Origin of the sequence: Streptococcus mitis, assembly GCF_002096855.1 — a bacterium.
In the GTDB taxonomy this organism is placed as follows: Bacteria; Bacillota; Bacilli; order Lactobacillales; family Streptococcaceae; genus Streptococcus; species Streptococcus mitis_Y.
The window spans coordinates 1-11625 of the sequence record NZ_NCVH01000005.1 but is presented as its reverse complement, the minus strand read 5'-3'; the positions used below and the strand labels follow the sequence as shown (position 1 = coordinate 11625).

Sequence of the window (11625 nt, the reverse complement as noted above, 5' to 3'; positions counted from 1 at the left end):
TGTACCCATGCCGAACACAGAAGTTAAGCCCTAGAACGCCGGAAGTAGTTGGGGGTTGCCCCCTGTGAGATATGGAAGTCGCTTAGCTCTAATCCGCCATAGCTCAGTTGGTAGTAGCGCATGACTGTTAATCATGATGTCGTAGGTTCGAGTCCTACTGGCGGAGTAGTTAAGAAAAAAGAGGTTTAGGCCTCTTTTTTTTATAATTAATAATCTATTTAGTGTTATTTGGTGTGAGATATTTTTGCTGAGTAAAGTTTCAGAGCCCTCCGTTTTCGATCAAGGAGATCTTTTTAGTACTTTAATTGAGGGTAGCGAAGAGGCTAAACGTTGCGGACTGTAAATACGCTCCTTCGAGGGATTCGAATCCTTCCGCTTCCATTATCTTAGTTTTTGAAATTTAAGTAGTAAATTTGTTCCTATTCTGTCAACTTTTCCTATTTGTTATCTTTTTGAGGTTGGTATTTTAACAATTCAGGAATTATTAAAGATTAATTGAAATTTTTTGTTAGAATAAGGTCATAAAAAGAAAAGGAGTATATATTTATGCTACAAAGTATTTATGATCAGATGATGGATTTTTATAGAAATATTGAAGAAGAGTATGGTATGTTCTTCGGTGATAATTTTGATTGGGAATATGTTCATTTTAAGTTTTTGATTTATTATCTTGTCCGATATCGTATTGTGAGTCATCAGGATTTTATTGTTTACCATTATCGTGTTGCTTATCGTTTGTATCTTGAAAAATTGATAATGAAACAAGGTTTTGTTGCTTGTTGAGACAGTCTGAGTTAATTTCCGAACAAATTTATTTTTTTAAGGAAAGATAATAATAAATAGCTGGTTATTTTTCTAAAACATTTTTTAATAGTTGGAAATAGCAAATCTTTCTATTGTTTCTTCTTGATAAAAAGGCGATTTTTTCTTATAATTAATTGTAAGATATAATTGCAGGTGAGAGTCCTGCCATGTATGTGAGAAAGGAAGAGCCTGAGGGCTCAGACAAGATTATGACTTCAGTTGTTGTTGTAGGTACCCAATGGGGTGATGAAGGTAAAGGGAAGATTACAGACTTCCTTTCAGCGAATGCAGAAGTGATTGCACGTTACCAAGGTGGTGATAATGCAGGTCACACGATTGTGATTGATGGTAAGAAGTTTAAATTGCACTTGATTCCATCTGGGATTTTCTTCCCTGAAAAAATTTCTGTTATTGGTAACGGAATGGTTGTAAATCCTAAATCTCTTGTAAAAGAGTTGAGCTATCTTCATGAGGAGGGTGTGACAACTGATAACTTGCGTATTTCTGATCGTGCGCATGTTATTTTGCCTTATCATATCGAGTTGGATCGCTTGCAAGAAGAAGCTAAGGGCGACAATAAGATTGGTACTACAATTAAGGGAATTGGTCCAGCTTATATGGACAAGGCTGCTCGTGTTGGGATTCGTATCGCCGATCTTTTAGATAAAGATATTTTCCGTGAGCGCTTAGAACGTAACCTTGCTGAAAAGAATCGTCTTTTTGAAAAATTGTATGACAGTAAAGCGATTTCTTTCGATGATATTTTTGAAGAATATTACGAATATGGTCAACAAATCAAGAAATATGTGACAGATACATCTGTTATTTTGAATGATGCGCTTGATAACGGTAAACGTGTGCTTTTTGAAGGTGCACAAGGTGTTATGCTAGATATCGACCAAGGTACGTATCCATTTGTTACGTCATCAAACCCTGTAGCTGGTGGTGTTACGATTGGTTCTGGTGTTGGTCCGAGTAAGATTGACAAGGTTGTTGGTGTATGTAAAGCCTATACGAGTCGTGTTGGAGACGGTCCTTTCCCAACTGAGTTGTTTGATGAAGTGGGAGAACGTATCCGTGAAGTCGGTCATGAATATGGTACAACAACTGGTCGTCCACGTCGTGTGGGATGGTTTGATTCAGTTGTGATGCGCCATAGCCGTCGCGTTTCTGGTATTACTAACCTTTCATTGAACTCTATCGATGTTTTGAGTGGTTTAGATACAGTGAAAATCTGTGTGGCCTATGATCTTGATGGCCAACGTATTGATTACTATCCAGCTAGTCTTGAGCAATTGAAACGTTGCAAGCCTATCTATGAAGAGTTGCCAGGTTGGTCAGAAGATATTACCGGAGTTCGTAATTTGGAAGATCTTCCTGAGAATGCGCGTAACTATGTTCGTCGTGTGAGTGAATTGGTTGGCGTTCGTATTTCTACTTTCTCAGTAGGTCCTGGTCGTGAACAAACAAATATTTTAGAAAGTGTTTGGTCCTAAGAGATTTTTAAGATTTGTTTAAGATAGTTCGGATATACTATAGACAGTTACAAGAAGACCTCCTAACTTGTTGTAACAAATATCCTAAACTTTTCTTTTTCATAATAATCTCCCTATAAAGTCACCGCATTTGGTGGCTTTTTTTGTCTTGGAAATCATGATATAATAATAAAATCGATAAGTAGGAAAAGGGAAATTGATGAATTATACAGTTGAAGAAAAAGAAGTCTTTATGAGGGAGGCTTTGAGAGAGGCTGAGATTGCTCTTGAACACGATGAAATTCCAATTGGTTGTGTGATTGTCAAGGACGGAGAAATCATTGGTCGCGGGCATAATGCGCGTGAGGAACTGCAACGAGCGGTTATGCATGCGGAGATTATGGCCATAGAGAATGCGAACCTGAGTGAGGAGAGCTGGCGCTTGCTGGATTGCACGCTTTTTGTGACCATTGAGCCTTGTGTCATGTGTAGTGGGGCGATTGGACTCGCCCGTATTCCAAACGTGGTCTATGGGGCTAAAAACCAGAAATTTGGCGCTGCTGGGAGTTTGTACGATATCTTGACAGATGAGCGTCTCAATCATCGTGTGGAGGTTGAAACAGGAATTTTGGAAGATGAATGCGCAGCTATTATGCAGGATTTTTTTAGAAATAGACGGAAAAAATAATTTTGCTTTTAAAATGAACAGGAATGTGATATAATAAATAGTGGAGCAACAGTTCTGCGTGAAGCGGGTCAGGGGAGGAATCCAGCAGCCCTAAGCGATTTGAATTGTGTGCTCTTTTTTTCGTGCTTTTTCCGAATAAATAAGATAGAATAATCTAGAATAAATGATAATAGAAAAGAGAAGATGATGAAAATTCGTGGTTTTGAATTGGTTTCTAGTTTTACAGATGAAAATTTATTGCCAAAGCGTGAGACAGCGCATGCGGCTGGTTACGACTTAAAGGTTGCTGTGCGTACGGTTATTGCGCCAGGAGAGATTGTCTTGGTTCCGACAGGGGTTAAGGCTTATATGCAGCCGACTGAGGTTCTTTACCTTTATGATCGTTCTTCAAACCCTCGTAAGAAGGGCTTAGTTTTAATTAACTCGGTTGGGGTCATTGATGGGGATTATTATGGCAATACTGGGAATGAAGGGCATATTTTTGCTCAGATGAAGAATATTACAGATCAAGAAGTTGTTCTTGAAGTTGGGGAACGTGTGGTCCAGGCTGTCTTTGCTCCTTTCTTAATTGCAGATGGAGATATGGCTGATGGCGTTCGAACTGGTGGATTTGGATCGACCGGGCACTAGAATGAAGATTATCTTTGTACGTCACGGGGAGCCAGATTATCGTGAGTTAGAGGAGCGTTCTTATACGGGATTTGGGATAGATTTGGCCCCCTTGTCTGAGAAGGGACGGCAGCAAGCCCAGAAACTGAGCACCAATCCTTTACTCCCTTCAGCTGAAATAATCGTATCTTCTGCAGTCACAAGAGCTTTAGAAACGGCTTCTTATGTGGCTTGTGTTACTGGACTTCCTTTGAGAGTGGAACCATTATTGCATGAATGGCAGGTCTATGAAAGTGGCACAGATAATTTTGAAAAAGCTCGTGCTATATTTCTAGAAAATAATGGGGAGTTACTTCCTAATAGTCCTATTCAATATGAGACAGCTGCGAAGATGAAGTCTCGTTTTCTAGAATGCATGGCTAAGTATCGAGATTACCAGACCGTGATAGTGGTAACTCACAACATGCTCATGCGTCAGTTTGTGCCAAATGAGAAGATTGATTTTTGCCAAGTGATTGAGTGTGAGTTAGAGATATAGAAAGAGGTTTATCATCGCAAAGAAAAAAGCGACATTTGTATGTCAAAATTGTGGGTATAATTCACCTAAATATCTGGGGCGTTGCCCCAACTGTGGGTCTTGGTCTTCTTTTGTAGAAGAGGTTGAGGTTGCCGAGGTCAAGAATGCGCGTGTGTCCTTGACAGGTGAGAAAACCAAGCCCATGAAACTGGCTGAGGTGACTTCCATCAATGTCAATCGAACCAAGACGGAGATGGAGGAATTCAACCGTGTACTTGGAGGCGGAGTGGTACCGGGAAGTCTCGTCCTCATAGGTGGGGATCCTGGGATTGGGAAATCAACCCTTCTCCTACAAGTCTCAACTCAGCTGTCTCAAGTTGGGACTGTTCTCTACGTCAGTGGGGAGGAGTCTGCCCAGCAGATTAAGCTACGAGCAGAGCGCTTGGGTGATATTGATAGTGAGTTTTATCTTTATGCAGAGACCAATATGCAGAGTGTTCGAACTGAGGTGGAGCGCATCCAGCCAGACTTCCTCATCATCGACTCCATTCAGACTATTATGTCTCCTGAGATTTCAGGGGTGCAGGGGTCTGTTTCTCAAGTGCGTGAGGTGACAGCGGAACTTATGCAGCTGGCCAAAACAAATAACATTGCCATCTTTATCGTAGGACATGTGACCAAGGAGGGCACTCTAGCTGGTCCTCGTATGTTGGAGCATATGGTGGATACGGTGCTTTACTTTGAAGGGGAGCGTCACCATACCTTTCGTATTTTGAGAGCGGTCAAAAACCGGTTTGGCTCCACTAATGAGATTGGGATTTTTGAGATGCAGTCGGGTGGCTTGGTTGAAGTCCTCAATCCGAGTCAAGTTTTCCTAGAGGAGCGTTTGGATGGGGCGACTGGTTCGTCAATCGTTGTGACTATGGAAGGGACGCGTCCGATTTTGGCGGAGGTTCAGGCTTTGGTAACACCGACCATGTTTGGAAATGCCAAGCGTACGACGACAGGACTTGATTTTAATCGTGCGAGTTTGATTATGGCTGTTTTGGAAAAGCGTGCAGGTCTTCTCTTGCAAAATCAGGATGCCTATCTCAAATCTGCTGGCGGTGTTAAATTGGATGAACCTGCGATAGACTTAGCTGTTGCGGTTGCTATTGCTTCGAGTTATAAAGACAAGCCAACTAATCCTCAGGAATGTTTTGTAGGAGAACTTGGTTTGACGGGAGAGATTCGGCGCGTGAATCGTATCGAACAACGCATCAATGAAGCTGCTAAACTGGGATTTACTAAGATTTATGTACCTAAGAATTCTTTGACAGGAATCACTCCGCCTAAGGAAATTCAGGTCATTGGGGTGACAACAATTCAGGAAGTTTTGAAAAAGGTTTTTGCTTAATCTGTGACAAATCCTCTTAAAAATGATAAGATAGGAGAAATATTTGACTATCAAATTTTCAAGGAGGGAATCGTGTCGTATTTTGAACAGTTTATGCAAGCCAATCAGGCTTATGTTGCCCTACATGGGCAGTTAAATCTGCCACTTAAACCTAAAACTAGAGTAGCCATTGTGACCTGTATGGACTCACGTCTGCACGTTGCGCAAGCTTTAGGTTTGGCACTTGGGGATGCTCATATCTTGCGGAATGCAGGTGGCCGAGTGACTGAGGACATGATTCGTTCGCTAGTTATTTCCCAGCAACAAATGGGGACAAGAGAGATTGTGGTATTGCACCATACAGACTGTGGTGCTCAGACTTTTGAAAATGGTCCTTTTCAGGAGTATCTGAAAGAGGAACTAGGTGTCGATGTGTCAGACCAAGACTTCTTGCCCTTCCAAGATATAGAGGAGAGTGTGCGCGAGGATATGCAACTCCTTATCGAGTCTCCCTTAATACCAGATGATGTCATTATCTCTGGTGCCATTTACGATGTGGATACAGGAAGTATGATAGTCGTAGAATTATAAATACTTCATTTAGAAAGAAAGTGTATGAAGAAAAACAGCATTTTATTTATTTTTATCTTATTGCTATGTATTGGTTTACAATATGAAACCATCTACTATACGGACGGTTCGATGTCAGGTGCGGAATATGGACTAATGGGAGTTTCTATCTTTCTAGCTCTCTTTTACATGATTCCGGCTCTTTATTTCCTTTTCCGTATTGGGAAAAAATGGGAATTGCCAAAGAAGGCCTTGATTCTGTCTTTATTGGGTGGGATGTTCCTTTCAGGCTGGTTGTCTAGTTTTGCTAATACCTATATCCATGATTTACTGGGTATTCTTTTCCCAGATAGTGCATTTTTAAATGCCTTTGAAAGTGCTATTGTAGCTCCTTTGGTAGAAGAACCCTTGAAATTGTTACCACTTGTCTTTGTTTTAGCTTTGATTCCTGTGCGAAAATTAAAATCTTTGTTTTTACTAGGGATTGCTTCTGGTTTGGGATTTCAAATGATTGAGGATATTGGCTATATTCGTACGGATTTGCCAGAGGGCTTTGACTTTACTATTTCGAGGATTTTAGAGCGTATCATCTCAGGAATTGCCTCTCACTGGACTTTTTCAGGTCTGGCTGTAGTAGGTGTTTACTTGCTTTACAGAGCCTATAAAGGGCAGAAGGTTGGCAAGAAACAGGGGCTTATTTTCCTAGGTTTAGCCTTGGGAACTCACTTCTTGTTTAATTCTCCTTTTGTAGAATTAGAGACAGAGTTGCCATTAGCGATTCCAGTGGTTACGGCTATTACTCTCTATGGTTTTTATCAGGCTTATCGCTTTGTTGAGAAGCACAATGAGTTGATGAACTAGAATATTTTTTAAAAGAATGATGCAAGGGTACAAATATGCTGCCCTTCTTTTATTTTTGATTGAAAAATAGTGCAAAAAGCGCTACAATGGTAGATGGAAAAATCTTGTGAAAAGCACAAGCGATACATATATACCGGAGGAAATCATGTCTTTTTCTGATTTAAAGCTGTTTGCCCTTTCTTCTAATCAAGAATTGGCAAAACGTGTAGCGCAGGAGATTGGGATAGAGTTGGGGAAATCAAGTGTCCGCCAATTTTCAGATGGAGAGATTCAGGTCAACATTGAAGAATCAATCCGTGGGAAACACGTCTTTATCCTACAATCAACTAGCTCGCCTGTAAATGACAATCTGCTTGAAATTTTGATTATGGTGGATGCTTTGAAGCGTGCGAGTGCAGAATCTGTCAATGTTGTCATGCCTTACTATGGGTATGCACGTCAGGATAGAAAGGCGAGAGCGCGTGAGCCAATCACTTCAAAACTTGTTGCAAATATGCTTGAAGTAGCTGGAGTGGATCGTTTATTGACCATCGACTTGCATGCTGCGCAGATTCAAGGATTCTTTGATATTCCTGTGGATCATTTGATGGGAGCTCCTCTGATTGCGGATTATTTTGAGCGTCGTGGCATGGTTGGTTCTGACTATGTGGTTGTCAGCCCAGACCATGGAGGGGTGACTCGTGCTCGTAAGTTGGCAGAATTTTTGAAAACATCTATCGCTATCATCGACAAACGTCGCAGTGTTGATAAGATGAATACTAGTGAAGTCATGAACATCATCGGTAAGGTCGAAGGCAAGACTTGTATCTTGATTGATGATATGATTGATACTGCTGGAACGATTTGTCATGCGGCAGATGCTCTTGCAGAAGCTGGTGCTGTTGAAGTCTATGCAAGCTGTACGCACCCAGTTCTTTCTGGTCCTGCTATGGACAATATCAAAAATTCAGCTATTAAGAAATTGGTTGTTTTGGATACCATCTATCTGCCAGAAGAGCGTTTGATCGATAAGATTGAGCAAATTTCAATCGCTCATCTCCTAGGTGATGCTATTGTACGTATCCATGAAAAACGCCCACTTTCTCCACTTTTCAGTATTGAGAAAAAGATTTAATGACCAAGCCTGAGATGATTCTCAGGTTTTTTATCTCTTTTCCGAATAAATAGATAGAGCCAGAGAATCTAGTAAACCTAGATTTAAAACTGTGGTATAATAAAAGGAGGAAGAGGATGATTCTAAGACATCCGGGCATCAGCCCAACCAATGATTTGGTTGCTAAGAAAATCTTTAGTAATCCAGAAATCACTTGTCAATTTATCCGCGATATGCTGGATTTGCCAGCCAAAAATGTGACCATTTTGGAGGGAAGCAATATTCACGTCTTGCCTTCCCTGCCTTATTCAGCGCAGGATTTCTATACCAGTATAGATGTTTTGGCAGAGTTGGACAATGGCACGCAGGTTATTATCGAAATCCAAGTTCATCATCAGAATTTTTTCATTAATCGTTTATGGGCTTACCTGTGCAGTCAGGTTAATCAAAACCTAGAAAAAATTCGCCAACGTGAAGGTGATACACACCAGAGTTACAAACACATCGCACCAGTATACGCTATCGCAATTGTGGATAGTAATTACTTCTCAGATGATTTAGCTTTTCATAGCTTTAGTATGCGTGAAGACATGACAGGTGAGGTCTTAACTATCACCAATAATGGACAAGAAAATCATCTGGTCAAGATGGCATTCTTGGAATTAAAAAAATACAGAGAAACCAGCAAAGACAAGGTTCGCAAGCCATGGTTGGAGTTTTTCGGGAATAAACCCTTTACCCAACAACCCGAGCGAGTCATCAGTCAAGCAGACCAACTGCTGGACTACAAGAGCTGGTCCGAGGAGGACAGGAAAATGTTTAGTCAACTACGTATGAGAGAAGAACAAGCCTTGTTAGCACAGGACTATGCCTTGGAGACAGCTAGGGCAGAGGGGCTGGAACAAGGTATTGAACAAGGACTGGAGCGTGGGAAATTCTTTGCCTTCTTAGATATGGTTCGCCAAGGTCTTTTGCCTTCTGAAGTTGCTAGCGAGCAATTAGGCATGACTGTCTCTGAGTTTGAAGAACTATTGAAAGAGCATCACGAATAAGAACTAAAAAAATACAGAGAAACCAGCAAAGACGAGGTTCGCAAGCCATGGTTAGAGTTTTTCGGGAATAAACCCTTTACTCAGCAACCCGAGCGAGCTATCAGCCAGGCAGACCAACTGCTGGACTACAAGAGCTGGGCCGAGGAGGACAGGAAAATGTTTAGTCAACTACGTATGCGTGAAGAACAAGCCTTGTTAGCACAGGATTATGCCTTGGAAACAGCTAGAGCGGAAGGCATTGAACAAGGTTTAGAACGTGGCCGTGCTGAGGGGATTGAACGGGGATTGGAGCGAGGACGAGCAGAGGGTATCGAAGAGGGATTAAAAGTAGGTCTAGTAAATCTCGTTCGCCAAGGTCTTCTGACTTCCGAGGTTGCTAGCGAGCAATTAGGCATGACCGTCGCTGAGTTTGAGGCCTTGCTATAAGGTCACACTTTAAATAGTAGAAAGTTGATGAAATGGCAAGTTATTATCAAAAAACTTGCCATTTTTACTTGACATTTGATAGCGTTTGTAAGATAATATCATAGAAGTGAGCACTATCTAATCATTCAAGTGATTTAGATAGAGTGGTTTTTGTTAAAGTTTCTGATGATTTTTACAATTTACCTCTCTAAATTTTTATGTTATACATAAGAGTGACCTTTTTGTCTCTTTTTTAAAAAAATGATGAAAAAAGAAAAAATTATCAGAAAACCCTTGACAAATCCTGCAAATATTTATATACTGTATGGTAGTAAGATAGTCTTACGAAAAATATTATAAAGAAAAATGAAGGAGATAAAACGATGAAAAAAGTTTTATTGACAAGCGCAGTCGCACTAGCAGCATTTGGTGCTGTACAATCTGTTTCAGCAGACGTTGAATTACATGGACCAGTATTAGCTGCTATCCGTGATGAAAAAGCAAAAGCAGAAGCTCAAGCAGTAGCTAAACACATCAATGCTGTTCAAAAAGCACAATTGAATGTTCTTAACCCACTTTATGACACATATAAAAAGGCAGAAGCAACTTATACAAGCCTTTCATCAGATGTTAAAGAAGCTTACGCAAACCTTGAAAAGTTGAAACAAGAAAAAATTCGTCTTTACGATATGGTTGGTGATGCAAAAGGTATTGTAAAAGAAGTTAAAGAGTTGAACGACGCTTTATCAGAAACATCAGCTAAAAAGGTGAAAGCAGAAGCTGATGTAGTAACATACAAGTCTTCAGTTGAAACTACAAAAGCTGCTCGCGAAGCGGCAGTTAAAGATACTCAAGCACGCGAAGCTGAGTTGAAAGTAGCAATGGACTCTAAAGATGAGCAAGCAATTAAACGCGGTCAAGAAGCTCTTGAAAAAGCACAAGAAGCTCAAAATAAAGCTGTAAAAGCTGAAAAAGAAGCTAACGAAAAATTAGCACAAGCGCAAGCTGATAAACAAAAATTCACATTTGATGAAGCACGTATTGAAGCAGCTATTGCATATGCAAACGCGTTAGTAGCTGGTGATGCTTATGGTATTACTAAAGCAGGATATGAGTTGGAAGATAAAATCGCAGCAGCTCAAAAGAAAGCTGATGATCTTTCAGCAAAAATTCCTGTTGCACGTGCAGAGCGTGATAAAGCAAAAGATGCTCTAGAAGCTGCAGAAAAAACAGCATCACAAGAGTACCAAAAAGTAGGTCTTTCTTATAGCCGTTCAGTATTAGAAGAAGCTGAAGTGAAAGCTAATGCTGTGACTGTTGGTTGGTACAAAGCTGATAATGGTTCTTGGAGCTATATCGTAAGCCCTAAAGGTGAAAAAGCAACTGGTTGGAAATTTGTTGACGGTGCTTGGTACCACTTTAACGCTGAAGGCGTAATGCAAAAATGGTGGGTTAAAGATGGTAACACTTGGTACTACCTAAATGGTTCAGGTCAAATGCAAACTGGTTGGTTGCAAGACGGTGGTAAATGGTACTACCTTGAAAACTCAGGTGCTATGAAAGCTAGCCAATGGTTCCAAGTTGGTGGTAAATGGTACTACGTTGACGGTTCAGGTGCCCTTGCAGTTAACACTACTGTAGGTGGATACACTGTTAACGGAAACGGTGAATGGGTTAAATAATCTAGCTCAATAAAAAAGCAGGAAGTTTCTTCTGCTTTTTATTTTGGCTCTTTGTCAACTGTAGAGTGGGTTGAAGAAAAGCTAAGATTTAGAAAGGACACATTTCGTCCTTTCTTTTTTGATGTTCAGAGCAATAAAAATCCGTTTTTTGAATTTAAACTAGAGTTTTTATGAAGAATTAAGATATCTGAATTGAATTCAAAATTATAATTTACTATAGAAAATGAAAAGAAAGAAAAAAGAAAGCTAGTAAATGTACTGACCCCAAAAAGTTAGACAAATAATTATTGAAAGGATTTAGTTCTGTATTGCACAGGACTGAGTCCTTTTATTTTTACCTTAATTCGTTTATTGTTGTAGTAATCAATATAGTCTACAATGGCTTGTTCCAATTGGTTGAGCGACTCAAATGACTTCTCATAACCATAAAACATCTCCGATTTCAGAATGCCAAAGAAAGATTCCATCATGCCGTTGTCTGGGCTGTTACCTTT

The 11625-nt window shown here is 40.3% G+C and carries 12 protein-coding genes, 1 tRNA gene, 1 rRNA gene, 1 other RNA gene and 1 pseudogene; 15 read left to right on the top strand and 1 reads right to left on the bottom strand.

The features are described 5' to 3' along the window. The 15 genes and pseudogenes from rrf to B7698_RS10405 all read left to right on the top strand — a co-directional run. Positions 1-87, top strand: a 5S ribosomal RNA gene (rrf, locus tag B7698_RS10505); the annotation flags it as partial. Positions 88-92: 5 nt separating this feature from the next. Next, positions 93-166, top strand: a tRNA-Asn gene (locus B7698_RS00445). Between the two features lie 380 nt (positions 167-546). Further along, positions 547-783 carry a sigma(X)-activator ComW gene (gene comW / locus B7698_RS00440; protein WP_084864321.1) on the top strand — a complete coding sequence of 79 codons (237 nt, stop codon included), beginning with the start codon at positions 547-549 and terminating at the stop codon, positions 781-783. 230 nt (positions 784-1013) lie between these two features. Further along, entirely contained in the window at positions 1014-2300 is a 1287-nt protein-coding gene (locus B7698_RS00435; RefSeq protein WP_004257634.1) for an adenylosuccinate synthase, read from the top strand. Positions 2301-2499: 199 nt separating this feature from the next. Further along, positions 2500-2967: a tRNA adenosine(34) deaminase TadA gene (gene tadA, locus B7698_RS00430; protein WP_001110112.1), complete on the top strand. Its 468-nt coding sequence runs from the start codon at positions 2500-2502 to the stop codon at positions 2965-2967. Positions 2968-2999: 32 nt separating this feature from the next. Then, positions 3000-3097: signal recognition particle sRNA small type (ffs, locus tag B7698_RS00425), an RNA gene on the top strand. Between the two features lie 56 nt (positions 3098-3153). Beyond that, the gene (locus B7698_RS00420) at positions 3154-3597 is read left to right on the top strand and encodes a dUTP diphosphatase (protein ID WP_004257643.1); all 444 of its coding nucleotides are present in this window, start codon (positions 3154-3156) and stop codon (positions 3595-3597) included. Next, positions 3557-4114, top strand: coding sequence for a histidine phosphatase family protein (locus B7698_RS00415; protein ID WP_000863561.1), 558 nt, complete (start codon positions 3557-3559; stop codon positions 4112-4114). The genes B7698_RS00420 and B7698_RS00415 overlap by 41 nt, the downstream gene beginning before the upstream one ends. A 13-nt stretch (positions 4115-4127) precedes the next feature. Continuing rightward, positions 4128-5489: a DNA repair protein RadA gene (radA, locus tag B7698_RS00410; protein ID WP_078228442.1), complete on the top strand. Its 1362-nt coding sequence runs from the start codon at positions 4128-4130 to the stop codon at positions 5487-5489. A gap of 72 nt (positions 5490-5561) precedes the next feature. Further along, positions 5562-6059, top strand: a complete 498-nt coding sequence (locus tag B7698_RS00405; RefSeq protein WP_070528259.1) for a beta-class carbonic anhydrase — start codon at positions 5562-5564, stop codon at positions 6057-6059. A gap of 24 nt (positions 6060-6083) precedes the next feature. Continuing rightward, entirely contained in the window at positions 6084-6899 is an 816-nt protein-coding gene (locus tag B7698_RS00400) for a PrsW family intramembrane metalloprotease (RefSeq protein WP_084864320.1), read from the top strand. Between the two features lie 145 nt (positions 6900-7044). Further along, positions 7045-8013: a ribose-phosphate diphosphokinase gene (locus B7698_RS00395; RefSeq protein WP_084864319.1), complete on the top strand. Its 969-nt coding sequence runs from the start codon at positions 7045-7047 to the stop codon at positions 8011-8013. A gap of 116 nt (positions 8014-8129) precedes the next feature. Further along, complete coding sequence (locus tag B7698_RS00390) at positions 8130-9044, top strand: Rpn family recombination-promoting nuclease/putative transposase (RefSeq protein WP_084864318.1); 915 nt, start codon at positions 8130-8132, stop codon at positions 9042-9044. Beyond that, positions 9045-9470 (top strand): annotated as a pseudogene (locus tag B7698_RS10295) (Rpn family recombination-promoting nuclease/putative transposase); the annotation flags it as partial. Between the two features lie 362 nt (positions 9471-9832). Continuing rightward, entirely contained in the window at positions 9833-11131 is a 1299-nt protein-coding gene (locus B7698_RS10405; RefSeq protein ID WP_142358035.1) for a hypothetical protein, read from the top strand. A 284-nt stretch (positions 11132-11415) separates the two neighbouring features. Here the strand turns inward: B7698_RS10405 and B7698_RS00375 are convergent. Further along, a partial coding sequence (locus B7698_RS00375; protein WP_142358034.1) for an IS3 family transposase occupies positions 11416-11625 on the bottom strand: 210 nt, incomplete at its 5' end.